The 23,684-nt window shown below is 46.5% G+C and carries 26 protein-coding genes; 8 read left to right on the top strand and 18 right to left on the bottom strand.

Annotation, left to right across the window (positions count from 1 at the left end; all coding sequences use genetic code 11):
- Positions 1-82: 82 nt before the first annotated feature.
- The 8 genes from fusA to fkpA all read right to left on the bottom strand — a co-directional run bounded on the left by fusA (position 83) and on the right by fkpA (position 6,058).
- Positions 83-2,182 (bottom strand): elongation factor G, encoded by a 2,100-nt coding sequence (gene fusA / locus FR741_RS01645; protein ID WP_005397643.1) that lies wholly within the window; start codon positions 2,180-2,182, stop codon positions 83-85.
- Positions 2,183-2,257: 75 nt separating this feature from the next.
- Positions 2,258-2,728: a 30S ribosomal protein S7 gene (rpsG, locus tag FR741_RS01640; RefSeq protein ID WP_005382796.1), complete on the bottom strand. Its 471-nt coding sequence runs from the start codon at positions 2,726-2,728 to the stop codon at positions 2,258-2,260.
- Positions 2,729-2,829: 101 nt separating this feature from the next.
- On the bottom strand, positions 2,830-3,204 hold the full coding sequence (gene rpsL, locus FR741_RS01635) for a 30S ribosomal protein S12 (RefSeq protein WP_004399892.1): 375 nt from the start codon (positions 3,202-3,204) through the stop codon (positions 2,830-2,832).
- Positions 3,205-3,381: 177 nt separating this feature from the next.
- Positions 3,382-3,657, bottom strand: coding sequence for a sulfurtransferase complex subunit TusB (tusB, locus tag FR741_RS01630; RefSeq protein WP_047010412.1), 276 nt, complete (start codon positions 3,655-3,657; stop codon positions 3,382-3,384).
- A gap of 7 nt (positions 3,658-3,664) precedes the next feature.
- The gene (gene tusC / locus FR741_RS01625) at positions 3,665-4,021 is read right to left on the bottom strand and encodes a sulfurtransferase complex subunit TusC (RefSeq protein ID WP_005397648.1); all 357 of its coding nucleotides are present in this window, start codon (positions 4,019-4,021) and stop codon (positions 3,665-3,667) included.
- On the bottom strand, positions 4,018-4,413 hold the full coding sequence (tusD, locus tag FR741_RS01620; RefSeq protein ID WP_085344620.1) for a sulfurtransferase complex subunit TusD: 396 nt from the start codon (positions 4,411-4,413) through the stop codon (positions 4,018-4,020). Before tusD ends, tusC begins: the two co-directional genes overlap by 4 nt.
- Entirely contained in the window at positions 4,410-5,132 is a 723-nt protein-coding gene (locus FR741_RS01615) for a helix-turn-helix transcriptional regulator (RefSeq protein WP_031780643.1), read from the bottom strand. The genes tusD and FR741_RS01615 overlap by 4 nt, the downstream gene beginning before the upstream one ends.
- Positions 5,133-5,275: 143 nt before the next feature.
- Complete coding sequence (gene fkpA / locus FR741_RS01610; RefSeq protein ID WP_005397659.1) at positions 5,276-6,058, bottom strand: FKBP-type peptidyl-prolyl cis-trans isomerase; 783 nt, start codon at positions 6,056-6,058, stop codon at positions 5,276-5,278.
- Positions 6,059-6,186: 128 nt separating this feature from the next.
- Between fkpA and FR741_RS01605 the strand changes: the two genes are divergently transcribed.
- Together FR741_RS01605 and FR741_RS01600 are read left to right on the top strand one after the other, a co-directional pair.
- The gene (locus FR741_RS01605) at positions 6,187-7,173 is read left to right on the top strand and encodes a WD40 repeat domain-containing protein (RefSeq protein WP_167427053.1); all 987 of its coding nucleotides are present in this window, start codon (positions 6,187-6,189) and stop codon (positions 7,171-7,173) included.
- Complete coding sequence (locus FR741_RS01600; protein WP_167426185.1) at positions 7,170-7,397, top strand: SlyX family protein; 228 nt, start codon at positions 7,170-7,172, stop codon at positions 7,395-7,397. The genes FR741_RS01605 and FR741_RS01600 overlap by 4 nt, the downstream gene beginning before the upstream one ends.
- A gap of 82 nt (positions 7,398-7,479) precedes the next feature.
- Here FR741_RS01600 and FR741_RS01595 read toward each other — a convergent pair whose 3' ends face one another.
- From FR741_RS01595 to kefG, 5 genes are all read right to left on the bottom strand, one after another.
- Complete coding sequence (locus FR741_RS01595) at positions 7,480-8,421, bottom strand: isoaspartyl peptidase/L-asparaginase family protein (RefSeq protein ID WP_167426184.1); 942 nt, start codon at positions 8,419-8,421, stop codon at positions 7,480-7,482.
- 130 nt (positions 8,422-8,551) lie between these two features.
- Positions 8,552-9,088: a peptidylprolyl isomerase gene (slyD, locus tag FR741_RS01590; RefSeq protein WP_047010415.1), complete on the bottom strand. Its 537-nt coding sequence runs from the start codon at positions 9,086-9,088 to the stop codon at positions 8,552-8,554.
- A 92-nt stretch (positions 9,089-9,180) separates the two neighbouring features.
- Positions 9,181-9,381, bottom strand: coding sequence for a YheV family putative zinc ribbon protein (locus tag FR741_RS01585; protein ID WP_005381449.1), 201 nt, complete (start codon positions 9,379-9,381; stop codon positions 9,181-9,183).
- A gap of 33 nt (positions 9,382-9,414) precedes the next feature.
- On the bottom strand, positions 9,415-11,211 hold the full coding sequence (kefB, locus tag FR741_RS01580; protein WP_046874533.1) for a glutathione-regulated potassium-efflux system protein KefB: 1,797 nt from the start codon (positions 11,209-11,211) through the stop codon (positions 9,415-9,417).
- Positions 11,195-11,788 carry a glutathione-regulated potassium-efflux system ancillary protein KefG gene (gene kefG, locus FR741_RS01575; protein ID WP_145474426.1) on the bottom strand — a complete coding sequence of 198 codons (594 nt, stop codon included), beginning with the start codon at positions 11,786-11,788 and terminating at the stop codon, positions 11,195-11,197. The genes kefB and kefG overlap by 17 nt, the downstream gene beginning before the upstream one ends.
- Before the next feature lie 209 nt (positions 11,789-11,997).
- On the opposite strand from kefG, the gene FR741_RS01570 reads away from it, so the two are divergent.
- From FR741_RS01570 to crp, 6 genes are all read left to right on the top strand, one after another.
- Positions 11,998-13,917 (top strand): ABC transporter ATP-binding protein, encoded by a 1,920-nt coding sequence (locus tag FR741_RS01570; protein WP_031780646.1) that lies wholly within the window; start codon positions 11,998-12,000, stop codon positions 13,915-13,917.
- Complete coding sequence (locus FR741_RS01565; protein ID WP_005397673.1) at positions 13,914-14,402, top strand: TIGR02444 family protein; 489 nt, start codon at positions 13,914-13,916, stop codon at positions 14,400-14,402. The genes FR741_RS01570 and FR741_RS01565 overlap by 4 nt, the downstream gene beginning before the upstream one ends.
- 87 nt (positions 14,403-14,489) lie before the next feature.
- Entirely contained in the window at positions 14,490-15,497 is a 1,008-nt protein-coding gene (locus FR741_RS01560) for a hydrolase (RefSeq protein WP_046874535.1), read from the top strand.
- 33 nt (positions 15,498-15,530) lie between these two features.
- A complete protein-coding gene (locus FR741_RS01555; protein ID WP_048626696.1) occupies positions 15,531-15,743 on the top strand; it encodes a YheU family protein in 213 nt (70 codons plus the stop codon).
- Between the two features lie 124 nt (positions 15,744-15,867).
- Positions 15,868-16,737, top strand: a complete 870-nt coding sequence (locus FR741_RS01550; protein WP_005397679.1) for a phosphoribulokinase — start codon at positions 15,868-15,870, stop codon at positions 16,735-16,737.
- A 240-nt stretch (positions 16,738-16,977) separates the two neighbouring features.
- On the top strand, positions 16,978-17,610 hold the full coding sequence (gene crp, locus FR741_RS01545; RefSeq protein WP_005381432.1) for a cAMP-activated global transcriptional regulator CRP: 633 nt from the start codon (positions 16,978-16,980) through the stop codon (positions 17,608-17,610).
- Positions 17,611-17,755: 145 nt separating this feature from the next.
- Here the strand turns inward: crp and FR741_RS01540 are convergent, their stop codons facing one another.
- The 5 genes from FR741_RS01540 to FR741_RS01520 form a co-directional block, all read right to left on the bottom strand.
- Positions 17,756-18,547, bottom strand: coding sequence for a DUF1338 domain-containing protein (locus FR741_RS01540; protein ID WP_005397681.1), 792 nt, complete (start codon positions 18,545-18,547; stop codon positions 17,756-17,758).
- 249 nt (positions 18,548-18,796) lie between these two features.
- Positions 18,797-20,254, bottom strand: coding sequence for a succinylglutamate-semialdehyde dehydrogenase (astD, locus tag FR741_RS01535; RefSeq protein WP_005397684.1), 1,458 nt, complete (start codon positions 20,252-20,254; stop codon positions 18,797-18,799).
- 28 nt (positions 20,255-20,282) lie between these two features.
- Positions 20,283-21,302 (bottom strand): arginine N-succinyltransferase, encoded by a 1,020-nt coding sequence (gene astA, locus FR741_RS01530; RefSeq protein ID WP_124009053.1) that lies wholly within the window; start codon positions 21,300-21,302, stop codon positions 20,283-20,285.
- 107 nt (positions 21,303-21,409) lie between these two features.
- Complete coding sequence (locus tag FR741_RS01525) at positions 21,410-22,621, bottom strand: aspartate aminotransferase family protein (RefSeq protein ID WP_167426183.1); 1,212 nt, start codon at positions 22,619-22,621, stop codon at positions 21,410-21,412.
- Between the two features lie 361 nt (positions 22,622-22,982).
- Positions 22,983-23,570 (bottom strand): aminodeoxychorismate/anthranilate synthase component II, encoded by a 588-nt coding sequence (locus FR741_RS01520; protein ID WP_005397690.1) that lies wholly within the window; start codon positions 23,568-23,570, stop codon positions 22,983-22,985.
- Between the last annotated feature and the right edge of the window lie 114 nt (positions 23,571-23,684).

Below are 23,684 nucleotides of genomic sequence, written 5' to 3'. Positions count from 1 at the left end.
TATGCGCCAACGCCCGTTAGCGCAATATTTGGACGCCCTGATCTCGCAAAAAGTCGTAAACTTTTTGTAGTTCAATCGTCAATTAGTAACCACGCTCTGCAATAATTTTATCTGCGAAGTTTTTCGGCACTTCAGCGTACTCGTGAAACTCCATAGAGTAAGACGCACGGCCTTGAGTTGCAGAACGTAGATCAGTTGCGTAACCGAACATTTCAGATAGTGGTACTTGAGCACGGATGATCTTAAGACCAGCCACACCTTCGTCCATGCCTTCAATGATACCGCGACGACGGTTTAGGTCACCAACAACGTCACCCATCCAGTCTTCCGGAGTGGTTACTTCGACATTCATCATTGGTTCTAGAATCACAGGTTGTGCTTCTAGTGCACCTTTCTTGAATGCCATCGAGCCAGCGATCTTAAACGCCATCTCGCTTGAGTCTACATCGTGGTAAGAACCATCAAATAGTGTAGCTTTAATATCTAGTACAGGGTAACCCGCTAGAACACCACTATTCATTTGTTCCTCGATACCTTTCGATACCGAACTGATGTATTCCTTAGGAATCACACCACCCACGATTTCGTCTACGAATACGAAACCTTCGCCAGGTTCAGAAGGCTCAAGTTTGACCCACACATGACCGTATTGACCACGACCACCTGATTGACGAACAAACTTACCTTCAACTTCCGCTTTACCACGAATGGTTTCACGGTAAGCAACCTGAGGTTTACCAACGTTACAATCAACGCTGAATTCACGCTTCATACGATCAACGATAATGTCTAGGTGAAGTTCACCCATACCTGAGATCAGAGTCTGACCTGATTCGTCGTCCGTTTCCACGCGGAATGATGGATCTTCCGCAGCCAGTTTACCTAGCGCGATAGCCATTTTCTCTTGGTCTGCCTTAGAACGAGGTTCTACAGCAATCTGAATAACTGGTTCAGGGAACTCCATGCGCTCTAGAATCACTTTGTGGTTCTGATCACACAGTGTGTCACCTGTTGTTACGTCTTTCAGACCGATAGCAGCAGCGATATCACCAGCGCGAACTTCTTTTACTTCTTCACGCTTATTCGCATGCATCTGAACGATACGACCAAAACGCTCTTTCTTCTCTTTTACAGAGTTGTAAACAGCGTCGCCGGAGTTTACTACACCAGAGTAAACACGCATGAACGTTAGCGTACCCACGAATGGGTCAGTCGCGATCTTAAATGCTAGCGCAGAGAATGGTTCGTTGTCGTCAGCGTGACGCTCAACTTCATTTTCTCTTTCGTCAACACCTTTAATTGCAGGTACGTCAACTGGCGATGGCAAGAACTCGATCACTGCATCTAGTACCGCTTGAACACCTTTGTTCTTAAACGCACTACCACAAGTGGCCAATACGATTTCGTTGTTTAGTGTACGAGTACGTAGAGCTTGTTTGAGCTCAGCTTCAGTCAATTCACCTTCTTCAAGGTACTTGTCCATCAGCTCTTCGCTAGCTTCAGCAGCGGATTCAACCATGTGGTTGCGCCACTCTTCAGCAAGTTCGATCATGTCAGCTGGGATGTCTTCGTAAGTAAACGAAGTGCCTTGATCGGCTTCATTCCAGTTGATCATCTTCATCTTGATAAGGTCGATGACACCTCTGAACTCATCTTCCGCACCAACGTTCAGTTGGATTGGAACAGGGTTCGCACCAAGACGATTTTTAATTTGGTCCACAACGCGTAGGAAGTCTGCGCCCGCACGGTCCATCTTGTTTACAAATACCAAACGTGGAACGTGGTATTTGTCTGCTTGACGCCATACAGTTTCAGACTGAGGTTCAACACCAGATGAGCCACAGAACACAACCACAGCACCATCAAGTACACGAAGAGAACGCTCTACTTCGATAGTAAAGTCAACGTGTCCAGGGGTATCAATGATGTTTACGCGATGCTCAGGGAACTGTGCTTCCATACCACGCCAGAATGTAGTAGTCGCAGCGGATGTGATAGTGATACCACGTTCCTGCTCCTGCTCCATCCAGTCCATGGTTGCTGCACCATCGTGAACTTCGCCGATTTTGTGAGAAAGGCCAGTGTAGAACAGAATACGCTCAGTTGTGGTTGTTTTTCCTGCATCTACGTGAGCACAGATACCGATATTACGGTAGCGCTCAATAGGAGTTTTACGAGCCACGATTGTATCCTCTTACTAAGGTGTACCTTAGAGTATAGAAAAGTGCTGCGAGAGAACCTCGCAGCACAGAAGGTATTACCAGCGGTAATGAGCGAACGCTTTGTTTGCGTCAGCCATGCGGTGAACGTCTTCACGTTTCTTAACCGCAGTACCTTTGTTCTCAGACGCGTCTAGCATTTCAGCTGCTAGGCGTTGAGCCATAGATTTTTCACCACGCTTGCGCGCAGCTTCAACCAACCAACGCATAGCAAGTGCGTTACGGCGAACCGGACGTACTTCTACAGGTACTTGGTAAGTTGAACCACCAACACGGCGAGATTTAACCTCTACCGCTGGGCGTACGTTTTCAAGAGCTTCTTCAAAAATAGCTAAGTGGTCTTTACCAGACTTTTCAGCCATAGCATCTAGTGCAGTGTAAACGATTTTCTCTGCAGTAGATTTTTTACCGTCAACCATTAGGATGTTAACGAATTTTGCCAGCAATTCAGATTTGAATTTTGGATCTGGAAGGATCTTACGCTGACCAATGACGCGACGACGTGGCATGGATTTATCTCCGTTGTCTTCTTCAGGTTTTATCCAAAACTTTTCAGTTTTTTCAAAAAATTAAAAATAATTTAGTGTTTGGCCTTACTTAACGGAATCCATTAAGACTTAGGACGCTTCACACCGTACTTAGAACGACCTTGTTTACGGTCGTTAACGCCAGCACAGTCAAGTGCACCGCGAACAGTGTGGTAACGTACACCCGGAAGGTCTTTTACACGACCGCCACGGATTAGTACAACACTGTGCTCTTGAAGGTTGTGACCTTCACCGCCGATGTACGATGTAACTTCGAAGCCGTTTGTCAGACGTACACGACAAACTTTACGAAGTGCTGAGTTAGGTTTTTTAGGTGTAGTAGTGTAAACACGAGTACATACACCACGTTTTTGTGGGCACGCTTCTAGTGCAGGCACGTTGCTTTTAACAACTTGCTTTGCACGAGGCTTACGTACCAACTGGTTAATAGTTGCCATTAACTAGCTCCTGATTTACTTGAAAGTAAGCTTTGTGAAAAATCTATCCCCAACTACCATTGCAGTTAGGGACGCAAAATTCTATGCAGCAGTGAGAGGTGTGTCAAGAAATATACGGATCTTTTTTGTTCAATTAGGACAATTCATCCGTAAAGCTTTAGCGACAGTAAATCACGTTCAATCCCAAGTAAGCGATTTATCCTGTTTAACTGTGAGCTCAACGAAGCCTGAGTAATTCACGATCGTCAGTGATGGACTGATACGATTCGCAATACCGCGAGCGTGAATATCGCTCTCTAGCACAAATACACTGCGGTTTTTTAGGTGGGAAAACGCTTTATGCTGCGAGTTAGCAGCGTACACGGCATCTTCTATAAGTAAGATGTCATCCTGTACATTACATAAGGGCATGGCGTCTTCTAGGGCGGAGACCGTTTTTATAATATGTAGCATAACTTCCTCAGAACGACAGTAGCTTGCCAGCGTGTTGCAACTTATCTTTGAGCTGCTCTGAGCTTAACGCTTGAGCTTCAATGACTAAATCCGCTTGAGCCAAACCTCGCTGAGCTAATGACTCTGAGCACACAAAGACTTGTTCGATATCGTATAAATCGAAAAGCTTCAGCATCGGCGCATAATCTTTGCTCAAGATCTTACTCGGTTCTTGTCCTAGTAGAAGCTGGTAAACCCCATCTCCCATGAAAATGACGCTGATATCTTCACAGTAAGCCGACGCGGCTAACAGTGCATCCACACCTTCACGACCAGCCGCACTGCCATGCGGTGCGCTACGAAATAGATAAGTTAGCTGACTCAAAACTGTACCACTCTGTCTTGGGTTAACATCGCTTCGGCTAAGCTACCTAAGCCGGCTTGCTCAAAACCTTCCGCTAGATTGCTCTGGACCAAACCATGTTGATTCGCTTCTTCTTCACTTACGATCCCGCGACGCAAAGCCGCAGCAACACAAGTTTCTAGACGAACACCATGCTCTTTTGCCAAAGATTGCCATGCCTTATTGAGATCAAATTCGTCGTTGGCAGGCACACTCAAAGCATTACCATTGGTCACGCCCTCTTGATAAAAGAAAACGCTCACTAACTGATGGCCTTGCTCAATCACCGCCTTGGCGAACTGATAAGCACTGCGTGCTGACTGGCTACCGTAAACAGGACCGTTCACCACCAACGTGTAAGTCAGCTTACTCACTTTTCATCGTCCTCGGTTTTACGTTGACGAATGTATAAGTAGACGGTGTGTTTTGAAATGTTAAGACGATCTGCAACGCGGTTGATGGCATCTTTAATATCGAAGATGCCTTTGTCGTACAATTCCATCACGATTTGGCGATTCTTGGTGTTGTTCGATACGGATTTATCCGCATTGATCTCTTCGATGGTGCGTTCAACAGTTTGGTCCACCAGCTCTTCTACGTCACTAGCAAAGTTAACCGAGGAAGCCGCTTCTTTTGCTTCTTGCGTTGGCATGAAAGATTGAAGGACTTGCGAGAAAGGCGCATCCAAGTTGACGTTGATACACAACAAACCAATCACGCGATTTTCACCATTACGAATGGCAACAGTGATCGACTTCATCAACACGCCACCTTTTGCACGGGTAAAGTACGAACGTGAGAAGTTGCGCTCCGAGCCTTCGATGTCTTTTAGCATTTTAAGCGCTAAATCAGTGATCGGTGAGCCGACTTGGCGACCCGTGTTTTCACCGTTAGCGATTTTAATTGCAGAGGTATTTAAGTCTTCTAGCGAGTGAAGAACGATTTCACAAAAGGGACCTATCAGGCTGGCGATACCATCAACGACCGCCTCATAAGATCTTAAAATGATTTTGTCGTGCTCGGTAAACGGCATCACGTTAACGGATTCCATTTCGAGCAACATCTCCGCGTTTATTGTTTCTGTAGTTGTCATAAGCCTTCGAGCGAAAAATCAACAAATTGGTGTAAGTTTATCAGAAAATTTGAAAATCAACCTAGCAAACTCACCAACTAGTGACCTAGAACAAAAAAGGCCCGTTAAACGGACCTTTTTCAATAACTTATCGCGGCTTATTGTTATTGCTCTGCGTTGTCGTTCTCGACTTTTAGCAGCTCAACTTCAAATACTAGCGTTGAGTTAGCAGGAATGCTTGGTGTGTCTTGATCACCGTATGCTAGCTCTGGCGGGATAACGAATTTGAATTTAGAACCCACAGGCATTAGCTGAACACCTTCTGTCCAACCTGGGATTACACGGTTAAGTGGGAATGTTGCAGGTTCACCACGATCGTAAGAGCTATCAAATTGCGTACCATCGATTAGCGTACCTTTGTAGTGTACTTGAACCGTATCAGTGTCTTTTGGCTTCTCGCCTTCAGCTGGAGTAATAACTTGGTATAGAAGACCTGTATCTGTCTTCACTACGCCTTCTTGCTTCTCGAACTCAGCACGGAAATCATCGCCAGCTTTTTTTGCTTCAGCTGCTTTCTCAGCTGCTTGTGCTTGCATCTTTTCAGCAACACGCTTATCTAGAGATTCTAGTGCTGCACGTGTTTCTTCTTCATTCAATTCAGCATTGCCTTTGAAGACGTCTTCGATACCTTTTAGTACCAAGTCTTTGTTAAGATTAATGCCGATTTCGCTTGGCTTGTCGATGCTTGTGCTTAGGTAGTTAGCAAATGAAACACCGATTGCGTATGCCGCTTTATCGTCGTCGGTTTTAAAGTGAACCGCTTTACCGGTTTCTGCTTGAACTTGTTCTGCTTGAGGTGCGGCTTCTGTTTTAGTTTCTTCTTTCTGACAACCTACCGCTAGCATAACTGTTGCAGCAAGTAGCGACACTTTTAAAACTGATTTCATTAAATTCTCCCAATAATGGCTTTGCCATTGGTTGTTGTGCACAAATCTTCTATGAGACTAGTGAAGACAATCGTTATACCAATATACTAGCTATATGTCTTAAGACACAAACCGGATTATTAGATGTGATGCAAAGAATTTCTCATTTATTCCTATATTTAATTGTCATCACCACGTTAAATGGTTGCTTTTTCGCCGAGCGTGAAGTGCAGCGTTGGCCGATAGAGCCTCAGGGTGCGACGAGCTTCGCACTTAGCAGAGATGGACGATTTGCTCTGCTCTATTCTCAGCAACACCATTTGATGTTGTGGGACCTAGAGCAAAATGAACAACTAGCCAACCTGGGTGAGCTCGATGCCGATGCCAACGTGGTATCCCATATTCGTATCTCAGACAATGGTCGCTATGCAGTCACAGCGAGCCAAATGAACTTCGCAGTTTGGGACTTAGGCTGGACGCAATCCAAAGGCCTTTGGTCTATTTCTGATGCGCTCATTCGCGACGTTGATATCACCAGTAACGGTGAACAAGTTCTGCTCGGGTTATCCAACGGTAAAGCAATTTACGTCAACTTAGTCACCGGACGTCGCTTGGAGTTCCTTGCGCATCGTGAAAAAGTCAATTCCGTCGCCATTTCTCCTAATGGCCGCTTCGCACTGACTGGTGGTAATGACTACAAAGCGTATTTGTGGGACACCGAAACCGGACAAGTGCTGCGGACCTTCGAACATGAACAACGGGTTGTTCGTGTTGCCCTGCAACGAGATGGCAAGTTAGCAATGACATCCGATGGCGGAAACCAAGCGGTAATTTGGGATTTAAAAACTGGACAAGAGGTCACACAGTTGAGCAGTTGGTCGCGCCAATTGATCTTCTCTACTGCGCGATTTTCTGATGACGGAACTCAGTTAGTGACAGGAACGCCTTCTGGCCGCGTTTCAATATGGGATACTCAAACCGGAAAACGGATTGGCGGATTTGAAGTTGAGCCAAAAAAAGACACTCGCCCTCCCCGTGCGCTCGTGTATGATGCAGCCTTTGATTCAAAACAACGCGTAATTACTGCTACTTCAGCAGGTATTGCCCAAGCTTGGCAGTTAGAGAACGGATCATGACAGAAAAAATCATTCAGCAATTGGAAGCACGCATTAATGACTTAGAATGTCAGCTTGCGTTCCAAGAACAGACTATTGAAGATCTGAACGGCGCCTTATCGCAGCAGCAACTGCAAATTACCAAGATGATCGATCAGATGAAATATGTGGTAGGTAAAGTAAAAAATATGGACTCGTCGAATTTAGCCGATCCGTCAGAAGAAACCCCACCACCGCATTATTAAAATGCAGGCTCAAATAGCATAAAGCCCAGAACGTGTTCTGGGCTTTGTTGTATTGATTACTTAAGAGGCACTCAAGAGGAAGCTATTCGTCAGCGTCGATTTTGACGCTCAACTCGCCTTGAGTGTTGATGCCAGCTCGGTACATACCAGAGCTGTTCATCGCAAAGTGCAGCTCACCTTGCGCGTCAATTGCGATTAAACCGCCTTCGCCGCCCATCTCTTTCAGTTCCCCCTGAATAATATGCTCACAAGCAGTATGAATATCTTCTTGTAAGTAACGCATCCGTGCGGCGACGTCTTCTGCGACACGTTTACGGATAAAAAACTCACCGACACCCGTAGTTGAAACCGCGACAACGCCATTTTCGGCCACCGTGCCGCAGCCTATCAAAGCCGAATCCCCAACTCGGTTGTATTTCTTATTCGTCACGCCACCCGTGCTGGTTGCAGCGGCTAAGTTACCTTGTTGATCCAACGCTACGGCTCCGACGGTGCCATGTTTACGATCATCTGGATAGCGAGATTCCGATAGTGCAAACAACCCCTTCTCTCGCATCGAAAGCAGTTGCTCATAACGGCGATCAGTAAAGAAGTAATCCTGTTCGGTATACTCATGGCCTTGTTCAAAAGCAAACTTCTCTGCGCCCTCACCCACCAACAACACGTGATTGCTGTTTCGCATTACGTCACGAGCGAGCTCAATTGGATTCTTGATATGACGAACACCAGCGACCGCGCCTGCGGCTTGGTTTCGACCATCCATGACAGAGGCATCCATTTCTACCATTTCGTTGTTGGTCAGCACCGAGCCTTTACCCGCATTAAAGTTAGGCGAGTCTTCCAATACTTTTACTGCAGCCACAACCGCATCCAAAGCGTCGCCGCCTTTCTCTAGAATTTGATAGCCAGCTTTTACCGACGCTTCCAAATCAGCCAAGATCGATTGCTGAAGTTCATTGCTCATCTGTTCACGTAAAATGGTGCCTGCGCCACCATGAATCGCAATCGAGAAAGGTTTTGTCATCGCTTTTTCCATGAGTTGTTCTTTTCTTCTATGCACTACACCTTAGATAAACAAAAAGCGCAAGTTGAAACCTCAACTTGCGCTTTTCAAAGCTTTACTAGATAAGATTATCTAGTGAAGGAGCTTGTGATTAGTGAGAACCACAGCTGCCGCCGCCACAGCAGCCTTCATCATCGTGATCATGGTCATGACCACAGCCACCAGCTTGATGGATATGACCGTGTTCGATCTCTTCTGCTGTTGCTTCACGTGTAGACATAACTTCTACTTCGAAAGTTAGTGTTTGACCAGCTAGCATATGGTTACCGTCAACAACCACTTCGTTGCCGTCAACTTCTGTTACTTCTACAGGGATTGGACCTTGGTCAGTGTCAGCCAGGAAGCGCATGCCCACTTCGATTTGGTCAACGCCTTGGAATACGTCCGCAGGAACGCGTTGTACTAGCGCATCGTTGTGCTCGCCGTAAGCTTCTTCAGGAGCTACCGTTACTGAGAACTTGTCGCCAGCCACTTTACCTTCAAGCTCTTTTTCAAGACCAGTGATTAGGTTGTTGTGACCGTGAAGGTAATCTAGAGGCGCTTCTGCTGTTGATTGATCAACAACCACACCGTCTTCCAACATTACTTTGTATGCAAGGCTTGCAACAACGTTCTTTTCAATTTTCATACTAACTCCAGGGAGATTAATTGACTTAACCTGAATGGGGTTAAGTACTGAGATATCTGGGTGTATTATGGGGATCAATTATCGAAGTTCAATTATTCCGGCTTAAAAATTCCGATCATTTCCTGATCTGAGTGTTTATTTTTCTCTACAGATTGCGGTTTACGCTGCTCAGTAAACTCACACTCGACACACTCAACTAACTCGATATTATTTTCAATCCACCAGCGCAGGGTATCTTGCTGGCTGCAATTTGGGCAGCTAGCGCCGGCAATAAAACGTTTCTTGATTTTCACGCTATTTCCTTAGCTTGAGTCTTGGCTCAAGTACTACTTCCAATGATTAGGTGACTGATGGTCGCTCTCCATCTCACGACCAAAAATTTCTTCTAGCTCTTTGCGTGCCTCTTTCGCTCTCTGAGCCAATTTCTTATCTTCATTGTGCTGAGGCAATAAGTCCTTAAGCATAGCATTATCTAACTTACGAAAATGTGCTTCTGCCCGCTTTGCTTGATAAGGGTGCATACCAAGTTCTACGAGCGCTTGGCGACCGAGATCCAATGCCCCTAAAAATGTTTCACGAGAGTAATTCTCGACACCGTGGCTCATTAACTGATACGCCTCGACACGGCTTCTTGCTCGGGCTAGCAACTTAAGTTTCGGGAAGTGCACGCGGCAGATATCAACGATGGCCATCACCTCATCAGGTGAATCGGTACAAATGACCAATGCTTCTGCTTTATCTGCGCCAGCAGCCCGCAAAAGATCAATTTGGGTAGCATCGCCATAAAACACTTTGTAACCATACTTGCGCAGTAGGTGGATTTGGCTGGCATCACTTTCTAATACCGTCACTTTGATTTTATTGGCATACATTAAACGTCCGACGATCTGACCGAAACGTCCAAAGCCTGCAATGATCACGCGAGGTCGGCGATCCACTACTTTCGTGGTCATGCCCTCTTCTTCTTGATTCAGGGTATGAGCAAACCATTTTTTTTGTCCCATCAGCAAAAGTGGTGTCGTCACCATGGATAAACTGACCACCACCAACAAAAACGCCACTTGCTCTTTGGATAAAATGCCCTCTTGGCTCGCTGCGGTAAATATGACAAAGGCAAACTCACCACCTTGGCTTAAAATCGCGGCCATACGGCTTCTCGCTTTGGCTCCGACACGGGCAGCTCTCGCCAATGCATACAAAACCAAGCCCTTAACCACGACCAAAGCCACCACCGCGCCCAGAATCTCTAAAGGGTGTAATGCCAATAACCCCAAATTTACCGCCATGCCAACCGCGATGAAGAACAACCCCAACAACAAACCTTTAAACGGCTCGATAGCGATTTCCAATTCATGTCGATATTCACTCTCAGCCAGCAGAACGCCGGCTAAGAAAGTCCCTAGAGCCATAGAAAGCCCGAGCTTTTGCATCACGACAGAAATCCCAAGCACGACCAATAGTGCGGCGACGGTAAAGAGCTCACGAACGCCGCTCATCACAACAAAACGAAACAGTGGACGCAATAAAAAATGGCCACCAATCAACAGTGCCACCACACTGCCTAATACCGTGAAGACATCCAACCAACTACCGCCACTCTGCCCGCCAGCAAGCAAGGGCAACATTGCCAACATTGGGATCACGGCAATATCTTGAAAGAGCAATACCGCAAAACCAGACTGACCCGTTTCGGTGCCATTGAGCCCTTGCTCTTCAATCACTTTAAGAGCAATTGCCGTCGAGGACAGCGCCAATCCCATCCCAATCACCAAACTCACTTGCATGCTTACGCCGAACATACTGACGACACTGCCCAGCACGGCGGTCGTAACCACCACCTGCGCGCCGCCTAAGCCTAGAATCGGTCCTCGCATTTGCCACAGTTTTTTAGGATTTAGTTCAAGGCCGATCAAGAACAGTAACAACACGACCCCAAGTTCAGCAAAGTGCAAAATAGCATCAACATCACTGATTAAGCCAAGACCCCAAGGGCCAATCAACACACCGGCAAGTAAATAACCTAAAACCGAGCCAAGTCCGAGACGCTGAGCAATCGGCACCGCGATAACCGCAGCCGAGAGAAAGACCACGCTACTTTGAAGAAACTCACTGGTTATCGCCATACTGACCTCCTTGGTCTGTTGCTTCCCAGTTTTCAAGTGGGTTGTTCAACCACCGACGATACAGTTCGGCGTGCTCATACCGCTCAATATCCGAGACATTACGCGACCAATACAACACCAAAGGTTCAATCCAGTGCATTTGACACAAGGCAGCCGTCAGTTCAAACGGTTGTAAGATTTGCTCTAATGGATATTTGTTGTACCCCTTCGCGCTAAAGGCCTCTTCTTTCCCCCCCGTTGTAATCACACTGCGCCAGTATTTTCCCTCTAGTGCCGAACCTCCACCAAAAGCAAAACCTTTGCCCAGCACTCGGTCCAACCACTCTTTTAACAGGGCTGGGCATGAATACATATAAAGCGGGTGATGAAACACGATCACATCATGCATGAGCAACAACTCATGTTCGTAATTCACATCAATAAAGAAGTCAGGGTAAACACCGTAAAGATCGTGCACAGTGACGTGATCAAGCGACTGAGCTTTTTTAATCATCACTTGATTAGCAATCGAGTTATGTGGCTCTGGATGAGCATAAATGACCAGAACTCTTGGGAGAATAGACGGTGCAACAGCCAAATGGTCGTCCTTGTGGTTATTTTTATCCGTTATCAAATTGTTATACTTTTTTGTACAGCATAATGCAATTAAAGCGAATCAATCGACTTTTCCGGCCAATACCCCTACTATTCACCGCTAGATATATACCCAAGTGGCTTTAAAAACGATTGAAACCACTTCGCTATGTAACCAAGCAACGCGCACTGCGCAAAGTGAATGAAAACTTTATGATTACCTTTTCTGATATTCAGTTACTGCGTGGCGGTAAACCTCTTTTAGATCAAGCTTCAGCGACTATCCATCCTGGCGATAAAGTCGGCCTTGTGGGTAAAAACGGCTGCGGTAAATCAACGCTATTTGCATTGCTGAAAGATGAACTGTCGATTGATGCAGGCTCATTTAGCCAACCTCAACATTGGGAACTGGCCTGGGTCGCACAGGAAACGCCTGCGCTAGAGCGCACTGCACTGGAATACGTCATTGATGGTGATCGCGAGTACCGAGCGCTCGAAAAGCAGTTGGCTGAAGCGGAAGCACAAGACAACGGCACCTTGGTTGCCGAGATCCACGGTAAAATTGAAACCATCGGCGGTTATAGCATTCGCGCTCGCGCGGCAGAATTGCTCGACGGTTTAGGTTTCAGTCAAGAGCAAATGAGTTGGAGTTTGACTCAATTCTCTGGTGGTTGGCGTATGCGCCTTAACTTAGCTCAAGCGCTATTGTGCCGTTCTGACTTATTGCTACTCGATGAGCCAACCAACCACTTGGACTTAGACGCGGTGATGTGGCTTGAACGTTGGCTACAAAACTACCCAGGCACACTGATCCTGATCTCGCACGACCGTGACTTCCTTGACCCAATTGTTGGCCGTATTATCCACATCGAAAACCAACAATTGAACGAATACACGGGTAACTATTCGTCGTTCGAAAACCAACGAGCGCAAAAAATGGTGCTGCAGCAAGCGATGTTCGAGAAGCAACAGAAACAGATGTCGCACATGCAAAGCTACATCGACCGTTTCCGTTATAAAGCCTCTAAAGCACGCCAGGCTCAAAGCCGTATTAAAGCTTTGGAGCGCATGGAGAAAGTGTTACCCGCTCAATTCGATAACCCATTTAGCTTCCAATTCCGTGAGCCTGCGGCGCTGCCAAACCCAATCATGATGATGGATGAAGTATCGGCAGGCTACGGTGACAACCTGATCTTAGAGAAGATCCGCTTGAACTTGGTTCCTGGCAGTCGCATTGGTCTACTCGGCCGTAATGGCGCAGGTAAATCGACCTTGATCAAATTGCTCTCTGGCGAGCTTAACGCGCAAGGTGGCGATCTGACTTACTCACAAGGCGTAAAAATAGGTTACTTTGCTCAGCATCAATTAGAAACGCTGCACCCAGAGGAAACGCCGCTGCAACACATGATGCAGATCGCGCCGGATCAAACCGAACAACAGCTACGTGATTACCTAGGCAGCTTTGGCTTCCAAGGCGACAAAGCACTGGAGAAAGTCGCGCCGTTTTCGGGTGGTGAAAAAGCCCGTTTAGTGCTGGCCTTAATTGTGTGGCAAAAGCCAAACCTGTTGCTACTTGATGAACCAACCAACCACTTGGATTTGGACATGCGTCAGGCATTGACGATGGCACTGCAAACGTTCGAAGGTGCAATGGTGATTGTTTCGCACGATCGCTACTTACTGCGTGCTACAACCGATGACTTGTACTTGGTGCATGATCGTCAAGTTGCGCCGTTCGATGGTGACTTAAACGACTACTACAAATGGTTAACTGAGCAACAAAGAGCGGAACGCAAAGAAGCACAAGCTGCACAGCCAGCCAAAGATAGCGCCAACAGCGCGGCAGCGAAAAAAGAGCAGAAACGTCGCGATGCAGAATTTCGTAAGCAGACGGCGCCAATTCGCAAAACGCTGACACAATTAGAAAATAAAATGGATAAGTTAGGTGCTGCACTGGCCGAAGCTGAAGAACAATTGGCAGATAACTCACTGTATGAAGCCGAAAATAAAGCTAAACTTAACCAAGTGCTGGCTCTTCAAGCTTCTAGTAAGGCAGAGCTCGAAGAAATTGAAATGGAATGGATGTCTGCTCAGGAAGAACTGGAGCAGATGGAGCTAGAGTTTAATCAATGAGTAATCAACACGCTGAATACACACTCACCCTAGAACACCTTTGGCAGTTCAGTCTGCAATTTTATGGTGTGCGAGAAGTGAAAGAAGCGTGTTTATCATTACAGAACAATTATCACGGCAACGTGAACCTACTCCTGCTGCTCAGATGGCTCGATGAGCAGCAACTCATTTTCCAAGAAAAAGACTGGCCTCTGGTACAAAGCTGTCTGGGCCGAAGCGAAACCTTACTGCACTCTTTTCGCGACTTACGTCGCCATCTTAAGTCTCAAGTCAATGACGCTTTATATCGTGAAACCTTGCAGTTTGAGCTGCAACTAGAAAAGCAGCAACAAGCGGATTTGGTGAACTGCATTAACTCGCTCACGCTGGTCAAAAATGATGGCGCCCCACTCACGCTGAGATACTGTCGTCAACTTGGTGGTGAGCATTTGCAACAGGCCTTTGCTATTCCGGTGCCAAACATTCACCCACCAAAACGCCCATAAATCTGTAGAATACCTATAATCTTTATAAAGGATTATATTAATAAGTTCTTCAACTGACACCGAAGAACCGCATAAGAGCAGTTAGGTATGACACAATTTTTCGCAGCCGCCGGGATCAAAAACCCGCATCTTCAAACGCTTTTACCGCGTTTTATTCGCAAAAAAGCGTTGTTTACGCCGATTTGGCAAACCCTCGATACATCCGATGGAGACTTTCTCGATCTCGCATGGAGCGAGGACCCAACCCAAGAACCTGCGCAAAAAAAGCCGATTTTTGTTTTATTTCATGGACTAGAAGGCTGCTTCTATAGCCCTTACGCCAATGGCCTAATGAATGCATTTGCTCAATCCGGATGGCTGTCGGTGATGATGCATTTCCGCGGTTGTAGCGGTAAGCCAAACAAGAAAGCTCGCGCCTATCATTCTGGTGAAGTGACTGACGCCCGCCACTTCTTAGAGCACCTTGAGCAACGCTTTCCTGATAACCCCAAAGTTGCGGTTGGTATTTCTCTTGGCGGTAACATGTTGGCGAATTATTTAGCCCAATACAAAGACCACCCCATTTTGAACGCGGCGACCATTATCTCAGCGCCTTTAGACCTAGCAGCGTGTGCGAACCGTATTGAACAAGGCTTTTCGAAAGTGTATCGCCGTTACCTGCTCTCTTCGCTCAAACGCAACGCATTGCAAAAACATCACTTGTTGCATGGCGAGCTCGCTTTGTCCTACAACTCAATAAAACGTGTCACACGATTGTATGAATTCGATGATTTGATCACGGCACCACTGCACGGTTTTAAAGACGCACAAGATTATTACGATCAATGTTCTGGCTTAAGTAAATTACAACAGATCACGCTACCGACACTGATCATTCACGCCAAAGACGATCCATTCATGACCGACGATGTGATCCCGAAATTTGTTCTGCCAGATAATATTGATTACCGTCTCTTTGAGCACGGTGGGCATGTTGGTTTCCTTACAGGTTCAGCGCTCAAGCCGAAATTTTGGTTGGAAGAAGCGCTGCCAGCGTATTACGAAAGTATTGCTGCAGATTACCTTTCTGCTGTATCCAAGCAGCGAAAGCAGTAAACTAGCCGCTCATCATAAAAGTTCGAGGTATTTATGATCATTCCATGGCAAGACATTGCGCCAGAAACATTGGAAAACTTAATTCGTGAATTCGTCTTACGTGAAGGCACGGATTACGGAACCGTCGAGATTTCTTTGCAAGACAAAGTGGATCAAGTAAAAACTCAATTAGAAAAAGGCGAAGCGGTTATCGTGTTCTCTGAACTGCACGAAACCGTCGATATTCAGGTAAAAACAAAATTTTAGACCCTTCACATTTTACCGTACCCCACTCAATGACAAGGCATTGTTACGTGCTATAGTGGGTTATCGACCGTGCAGTAGCAGCCTACTGCACATTACAGGTAAGTAATTTTCGACAAGGTTTGTCATGTCAGCTAAACACCCAATTATTGCGGTTACTGGTTCATCCGGTGCCGGCACGACCACTACATCTGAAGCCTTCCGTAAGATGTTCAATATGATGAACGTTAAACCCGCATGGGTTGAAGGCGACAGCTTCCATCGCTTTACTCGCCCTGAAATGGATATAGAAATCCGTAAAGCGCGCGAGCAAGGTCGACACATTAGCTACTTTGGCCCTCAAGCTAATGACTTTCCAGGATTGGAAGAGTTTTTCCGTAAATATGGTCACGATGGCGCAGGCAGCGTACGTCGCTACCTACACACCTTTGACGAGGCCGTACCTTATAATCAAATGCCTGGAACCTTCACACCGTGGCAGGACTTACCGGAGAACAGTGACGTTCTCTTCTATGAAGGCTTGCACGGCGGTGTTGTGGATGGCGATGTTAATGTTGCGCAGCATGTGGATTTCTTGATTGGTATGGTACCAATCGTAAACTTAGAGTGGATCCAAAAGTTTGTGCGTGATACTCGTGACCGCGGTCATTCACGAGAAGCAGTAATGGATTCTATCGTGCGCTCGATGGACGATTATCTTAACTACATCACTCCGCAATTTTCTCGCACTCATATTAACTTTCAGCGCGTCCCAACGGTCGATACCTCCAACCCCCTTAATGCGAAGGGTATCCCAAGCCTGGATGAGAGCTTTGTCGTAATTCGCTTGCGTGGGATAAAGAAAGTCGACTTCCCATATCTCCTGGCTATGATTGATGGCTCATTCATGTCACGCCACAACACGATTGTCGTGCCAGGCGGTAAGATGAGCTTTGCAATGGAGCTCATAGTTCGGCCTATCCTACAACAGCTCATCGAAACAGGGAAAATTGGCTAAAAACCTGCCTGCGAAGATGTTTACTTTTCATACCGTGATCATGTGCACAGTTTTGCTTACAAAATCTCAATCATGGCACGATTAAAATCAAGAAATCGTTTTCGAAAAAGGATACTATTTCTTACCGAAACACAAGAGAGCTTGCAGCATATAAAAAGTGCTCTTATTCTAGTAGGCCTAATTCAGGCTTAGCTAAAATATGGATAGCGCAAGCGTACCCTGCAGAGGAAGTGAGATATTATGGTTCTAGGTAAACCTCAAACCGACCCAACATTAGAGTGGTTTCTTTCACACTGTCATATTCATAAGTACCCTTCAAAGAGCACGCTAATTCACGCGGGCGAAAAGGCAGAAACTTTGTACTATATCGTTAAAGGTTCTGTTGCGGTTCTTATCAAAGACGAAGAAGGTAAGGAGATGATCCTTTCTTACCTAAACCAAGGAGACTTTATTGGTGAACTTGGTCTATTCGAGGAAGACCAAGAGCGCACAGCTTGGGTTCGTGCTAAATCTCCTTGTGAAGTTGCTGAAATTTCTTTCAAGAAATTCCGTCAGCTTATCCAAGTAAACCCAGACATCCTAATGCGCCTTTCTGCGCAGATGGCTCGTCGTCTTCAAGTAACTAGCCAAAAAGTGGGTGACCTGGCGTTCCTAGACGTAACTGGTCGTATCGCTCAGACGCTTCTGAACCTTGCAAAACAACCAGACGCAATGACTCACCCAGACGGCATGCAAATCAAGATCACTCGTCAAGAAATCGGTCAAATCGTTGGCTGTTCTCGTGAGACAGTAGGTCGTATCTTGAAAATGTTAGAAGAGCAGAACTTAATCTCTGCGCACGGTAAAACTATCGTGGTTTACGGTACTCGTTAATCTCAAACCAGAGTGACGCGAACAAAATTATAAAAGCCACCAATGGCGACATTGGTGGCTTTTTATTTGTCTTGTAACCACATTAAGCTCAGAGCAACAAAAGACTAATGAGCAAGTTGGTTAGCCGAAAGGTTAACCCTAAAAGTTAGCCATTCGTACTTTCAAAGATTTTGTCCGCTGAAGCCGCCACAAAACCTGGGTACAGCTCACCGTTTTCCATCGGGTAGCGCTTAGCAAACTCGTAAAAGCCACCAGGGATAATTTCAGTGCCTTCGCTAAAGCGAACCGCCACTTTATCCGCCATGGTCGATGATTGTTCTAGCAGCACCTCAGGAGTGCCCTTCACTTCCCCGCCGTTTTCATTAATGGTAAATCCGGCCGTACGTAAGTGATCGTTTACTTGCTTCACTTCTTCGTATTCATTGAGCTGGTTAACGCTCACCGTGAAGTGGTTTGCGCCGTAACCATGCGCAGCCAACCAAGATGCATACTCACTTTCTTTAGCCAACGTTTGGTAGTCAGCAAAGCTTAAATCCCACAAGCGTCCACCATGTAAGAATGCGCTATCGTTCAGCTTGCCTGCATCGACTTGTGCCACCAGCTTTTTCACAATCTCTTGCAGCTCAGGTGAACACTCCTCAACTTTTAGCTCACTAATAAAGACTTTAGGTTGCTTCGGATCAGGGTGCTCATAGTGTTTAGCAACCAGCTTTTTACTTTCGAAAACGTAGTCACCACATGCCTGATAGCCAATGGCTACAAATGGTTTAGCTAAGGTTTCGATACCAAGAGGCGCAATATTGAAGGTACGTAAAGCTATATGATCATTAATCAGAGGCTCATCTTCTTGAAGCAGCTGATGTACTTTCGCAGCAGAGGGGCAAAGACGTTGAATGTAATCTTGCCATAGCGATTCAAATAACACATCGGGCGTCATAACGACTCCTTGTTACGAGATGTAGAGTTAAAAGGTAAGCGGAAGTTGACTGCTCGTTCACAACGAAAAGTTGTCCAGAATAATGAACGAGCAGCCATCAACCTGTGACGGTAAATGCCAGTCAGTCAACACGCTTTTCCGAGTCTTTGCTCACTTTCCGTGTTCTGCCAACGATCACTACAACCCATACCTAAATGATTCGCCGGCAAAGTGAGCCGCAATACATGGTTGCGACTCTGTTATTAAAACTTATAGCGCCACACCTGGGCTTAATGTTGCAGGCAAGATAGTCTCTTGACCTTCCATTGATGCCATCGGGTACGCACAGTAGTCTGCTGCGTAATAAGCGCTTGGACGTAGGTTACCTGACGCACCAGGACCACCAAATGGCGCATCACCACTTGCACCTGTGAGCTGGCGGTTACGGTTCACGATCCCAGCACGAATATGGTCAACGAAGTATTCCCATTCTTGGTCGTCAGTTGAAACTAAACCAGCAGAGAGACCAAAGCGCGTGTCATTCGCCAGTTCTACGGCTTTTTCTAGCCCTTCATAACGCACCACTTGCAGAAGTGGACCGAAGTACTCTTCATCTGGTAGCTCAGCAATGTTCGTTACATCAATAATGCCGGGAGAAACAAACGCCGCCTCTCCTGCTTTAGCTTCAATCAAGCTTTCACCACCAAGTGATTGTAGGTTCGCTTGTGCATCGAGAATGAACTTGGCTGCGGCAACGGAAATTTGCGGCCCCATAAATGGCGCAGGCTCTGCAAATGGTTGGTCTACGCGAATATTCTTCGTCGCTTCAACCAGTTTCGTGATGAGCGCATCACCTTTCTCACCCAATGGCACGTACAAACGACGAGCACACGTACAACGTTGACCAGCACTGATAAACGCTGACTGGATGATGGTGTACACCGTGGCATCCAAATCACCGTATTTATCAGAGATCACCATCGGGTTATTACCACCCATTTCTAGTGCTAACATCTTGCCAGGTTGACCCGCAAATTGACGGTGCAATACATGCCCTGTGTTCGCGCTGCCCGTGAACAGTACGCCATCAATGCCTTTCGCATCAGCAAGCGCAATACCGGTTTCTTTCGCACCTTGGACAAGGTTGATCACGCCTTTCGGCAGACCTGCTTCTTCCCAAAGTTTCATAGCTAGCTCGCCAGTCCAAGGTGTTTGCTCGGATGGCTTGAACACAACAGTGTTACCCGCTAGTAACGCAGGCACAATGTGACCATTTGGTAAGTGACCAGGGAAGTTATATGGCCCAAATACCGCCATCACGCCCAGTGGGCGATGACGTAACACAATTTGGTTGCCCGCCGCTTCACGGCTCGCTTCACCGGTGCGGTCATGGTAAGCACGAATAGAGATGGCAATTTTACCTGCCATTGCCGCTGCTTCAGTGCGCGTTTCCCAAATTGGCTTACCAGTTTCTTTGGCAATGACTTCGGCGATTTTTTCGCTGTTCTCTTTTACTTTCTCAGCAAAAGCCAACACGATCGCTTCACGCTCTGCAAATGGGCGTTTTTTCCAGTCAATAAACGCTTCACGCGCTGCAGATACCGCTTGATTCACCTGCTCTGCCGTTGCACCGTTGCCTTGCCAGATCACTTCTTGGTTGTAAGGCGACAGAGACGTAAATGCTTCACCCTGACCTTGTACCCATTCACCTGCAATCCAATGTGTCATTGTTTCTATCCTTAAATTCTGTCGTCTGTTACTGCGGAAGAAGGCGAACAAAATCCCCTTCCTCAACCAAAAGTGCATCCGCAACGTCTGGTGCGATCATGACGCTTTGTGTTTCAGGGTCATACGCCGCTTTGGTGACTGCTGCGCGGAAGTTTTCGAACGATGAGTTGCACATCAAGAAGTCTTGCGTACTGCTATGTTGTGCAATTTTCACTTGCGCACGGAACGAGTGACGTACCGATTCAATATTGCGTAAGTCACATTCAACGGTTGGACCCGCATCGAAAATATCCACGTAGCCACGGTTAGTGAAGCCTTCACGCTCAAGCAGCTTTAATGCTGGGCGAGTATTGTCATGTACTTGACCAATCACGGCTTGCGCTTCTGGACTCAACAGGTTGATGTAAATAGGCAGCTTCGGCATTAAGTCAGCAATAAAGCCTTTCTTGCCGATACCTGTGAGGTAATCCGCAAGCGTGAAATCGATGGAGAAGAAATGCTCTTGTAACCATTGCCAGAACGGCGAGTTGCCTGCGTCGTCTGAAACACCACGCATCTCCGCAAAGATCGTTTCAGAGAAACGCTCTGGGTGCTCAGCCATCATGAGGAAACGACACTTCGACATTAGACGACCATTCAGACCTTGGCGGAATTTCTCACGCAAGAACAAGGTACAAATTTCGCTGTTACCCGTGTAGTTATTACCAAAAGTAAGCAGTTTGACGACATTATTGACGCCAAGCTTTGGTGACGAGTGCACCACTTTACTAATGTGATACGAGTAAAATGGGACATCCCAGCCGATAGATGCTTCGATTCCGGTGGTACCCGCAACCTCACCCGTTTCAGAGTCAAAGCCGACCATCAGGTAGCCTTCATCACCTGGTTCTGCCACATCTGGCTTACCAAAGCTGTACTCTGAGTGTTTGATTCGATTGGTTAACAGTTCTTCGTTAACCGGTAGAGATGTAAATCCGTGACCAGACTCCACCGCACAAGTGTGCAGCGCGTCATAATCCGACATCGCGATAGGGCGAACTACTAGCATCAATACTCCCTCCAGATGCAAGAAGATCCTAACTATATTGTAGGAACAATTCCCCCATCAGAGATCCTTGACGGGGGGCTGCGTTGACGTTGAAACTGATATCGCGCTTAAACTAAAGTCGCGATCGCTTTATCCAGTTTCGCCAAGCCTTCTTCAATTTCTTGTTGTGTGATAACGAGTGATGGTGTGAAACGTACGACATTGGCACCCGCAACCAATACCATTAGACCCTGTTTGCCCGCAGCGACGAGAACATCACGTGCGCGGCCTTGCCATTCTTCATTTAGTGCAGCGCCAAGCAATAGGCCTTGACCGCGCACTTCTGAGAAGATGTTGTACTTAGCATTGATCTTCTCTAGACCTTCGCGGAACATCGCTTCGCGTTCTAGCACACCAGCCAACACTTCAGGCTTAGTAACTTCTTTCACAACTGCTTCTGCTACAGCACACGCGAGTGGGTTACCGCCGTATGTTGAACCGTGTGTACCGACTTTCATGTGCTCTGCTAATTTTGCAGTAGTCAGCATTGCACCGATTGGGAAACCGCCACCAAGTGATTTCGCGGTGCTTAGAATATCAGGTGTAATACCTAAACCTTGGTAAGCGTAGAAGTTACCTGTACGACCATTACCGGTTTGCACTTCATCGAAGATCAGTAGCGCGTTGTGTTTGTCACACAGCTCACGTACTGCTTGAGCAAACTCAGGCGTTGGTGGCACGATACCGCCTTCACCTTGTAGCGGCTCCATCATCACCGCACATGTGCGATCAGACATGTGTGCCTGTAGTGCTTCGATATCATTGTAAGGTAAGTGGGTAACGTCACCAGGCTTAGGACCAAAACCGTCAGAGTAAGCCGCTTGACCACCAACCGTTACGGTGAAGAACGTACGACCGTGGAAGCCTTGTTTGAATGCGATGATTTCTGATTTCTCAGCACCATGTACGTCAGCAGCGTAACGACGTGCCAGCTTAAGTGCCGCTTCGTTCGCTTCTGCGCCAGAGTTAGCAAAGAATACGCGCTCAGCAAAGCTCACTTCTGTTAGCTTTTTCGCCAGACGAAGTGCTGGTTCGTTCGTCATCACGTTACTTAAGTGCCAAAGCTTATTAGCTTGCTCTGTTAATGCATTTACCATTACTGGATGACAATGGCCAAGACAGCTCACTGCAATACCACCAGCAAAGTCGATATATTCATTACCTTCCTGATCCCAAACACGTGAACCTTCACCTTTAACAGGGATCATTTCCATCGGGTTATAGCAAGGTACCATTACCTCATCGAATAAACCGCGCTCTACTTTAATTTCCGTTGTCATTGCACATTCCTTCTTGATACCGCATGCGTAGCAGATAAGCGAATTTAACCGGCGCTCTTTGCCAGCAAATAATGTTTTGCATTTAAGCTATTGCGGCATTGTATTTACATTTAATTAACCATTTCAATAGTGATTTATTCTTTTCGTTCTCGAAAGCAACTTCCATTAATCACTGCTTATGACTATTTATGCATCAAGAAAGTAAAATAGAGAAGCGATTTTTTATAAATGTTATGTAATACAGGGGATAGAAGGTTTAAAAAGACATGAATAGACAAAGAGGCCAGAATGAACCGCATAGTTTTGCAATCCACTCACCTCGGCAAAAAGATGAATGATTTGTTAAGAAAAGTGATCGCGATCAGATCGCTTTACGTGCTAAAAAGTTCGCGAGCAACTCGTGACCTTGCTCTGTTTTGATCGATTCTGGGTGAAACTGCACTGCGTCAATTGGCAGAGTTTTATGTTGGTAACCCATGATTTCGTCCATACTTCCATCCGGCAGCTCAGTCCATGCGGTCAGTTCAAACACATCGGGTAACGTACCGTTTTTCACCACGAGAGAGTGATAACGGGTTACGGTGAGTGGGTTATTCAGGTTTTTAAACACACTGCGACCATTGTGACGAATAGGTGACGTTTTCCCATGCATTACTTGTCGAGCGCGCACGACTTCCCCACCAAACACTTGCGCTATCGCTTGATGACCAAGGCAAACACCCAATATTGGAAGCTTACCAGCGAAGTATTCTATAGCTTGTAGAGAGATACCTGCCTCGTTTGGCGTACACGGTCCAGGTGAGATCACCAAGTGAGTTGGGTTCAACGCTTCAATCCCTTGAATGTCGATTTCATCGTTACGCACGACTTTTACACTAGCGCCAAGCTCGCAAAAGTATTGGTAGAGGTTGTAAGTGAAAGAATCGTAGTTATCGATGATCAACAACATAGAGTGTCAGCTGCTCCAATCCGTTTAGGCAAGACTTAAGAGATGATTGTCTGGTTTGCGACAATTAAGGGCGGTATTTTGCAACACCAAACTAGAAAGGCAAGTCTTTGTGCA

This window comes from Vibrio diabolicus, from assembly GCF_011801455.1.
Lineage (GTDB): Bacteria > Pseudomonadota > Gammaproteobacteria > Enterobacterales > Vibrionaceae > Vibrio > Vibrio diabolicus.
The sequence above is the reverse complement of the archived record's forward strand: the minus strand, read 5'-3'. Positions and strand labels throughout refer to the sequence as shown.

Coding starts and splice junctions, on each gene's coding strand:
- rpsG (WP_005382796.1), bottom strand. CDS start 2,728: ATGCCACGTCGTCGCGTCATTGGTCAGCGTAAGATCCTTCCAGATCCA.
- rpsL (WP_004399892.1), bottom strand. CDS start 3,204: ATGGCAACTATTAACCAGTTGGTACGTAAGCCTCGTGCAAAGCAAGTT.
- tusB (WP_047010412.1), bottom strand. CDS start 3,657: ATGCTACATATTATAAAAACGGTCTCCGCCCTAGAAGACGCCATGCCC.
- FR741_RS01615 (WP_031780643.1), bottom strand. CDS start 5,132: ATGACAACTACAGAAACAATAAACGCGGAGATGTTGCTCGAAATGGAA.
- fkpA (WP_005397659.1), bottom strand. CDS start 6,058: ATGAAATCAGTTTTAAAAGTGTCGCTACTTGCTGCAACAGTTATGCTA.
- FR741_RS01605 (WP_167427053.1), top strand. CDS start 6,187: ATGCAAAGAATTTCTCATTTATTCCTATATTTAATTGTCATCACCACG.
- FR741_RS01600 (WP_167426185.1), top strand. CDS start 7,170: ATGACAGAAAAAATCATTCAGCAATTGGAAGCACGCATTAATGACTTA.
- FR741_RS01595 (WP_167426184.1), bottom strand. CDS start 8,421: ATGACAAAACCTTTCTCGATTGCGATTCATGGTGGCGCAGGCACCATT.
- slyD (WP_047010415.1), bottom strand. CDS start 9,088: ATGAAAATTGAAAAGAACGTTGTTGCAAGCCTTGCATACAAAGTAATG.
- kefB (WP_046874533.1), bottom strand. CDS start 11,211: ATGGCGATAACCAGTGAGTTTCTTCAAAGTAGCGTGGTCTTTCTCTCG.
- FR741_RS01570 (WP_031780646.1), top strand. CDS start 11,998: ATGATTACCTTTTCTGATATTCAGTTACTGCGTGGCGGTAAACCTCTT.
- FR741_RS01565 (WP_005397673.1), top strand. CDS start 13,914: ATGAGTAATCAACACGCTGAATACACACTCACCCTAGAACACCTTTGG.
- FR741_RS01560 (WP_046874535.1), top strand. CDS start 14,490: ATGACACAATTTTTCGCAGCCGCCGGGATCAAAAACCCGCATCTTCAA.
- FR741_RS01555 (WP_048626696.1), top strand. CDS start 15,531: ATGATCATTCCATGGCAAGACATTGCGCCAGAAACATTGGAAAACTTA.
- FR741_RS01550 (WP_005397679.1), top strand. CDS start 15,868: ATGTCAGCTAAACACCCAATTATTGCGGTTACTGGTTCATCCGGTGCC.
- crp (WP_005381432.1), top strand. CDS start 16,978: ATGGTTCTAGGTAAACCTCAAACCGACCCAACATTAGAGTGGTTTCTT.
- FR741_RS01540 (WP_005397681.1), bottom strand. CDS start 18,547: ATGACGCCCGATGTGTTATTTGAATCGCTATGGCAAGATTACATTCAA.
- astD (WP_005397684.1), bottom strand. CDS start 20,254: ATGACACATTGGATTGCAGGTGAATGGGTACAAGGTCAGGGTGAAGCA.
- astA (WP_124009053.1), bottom strand. CDS start 21,302: ATGCTAGTAGTTCGCCCTATCGCGATGTCGGATTATGACGCGCTGCAC.
- FR741_RS01525 (WP_167426183.1), bottom strand. CDS start 22,621: ATGACAACGGAAATTAAAGTAGAGCGCGGTTTATTCGATGAGGTAATG.
- FR741_RS01520 (WP_005397690.1), bottom strand. CDS start 23,570: ATGTTGTTGATCATCGATAACTACGATTCTTTCACTTACAACCTCTAC.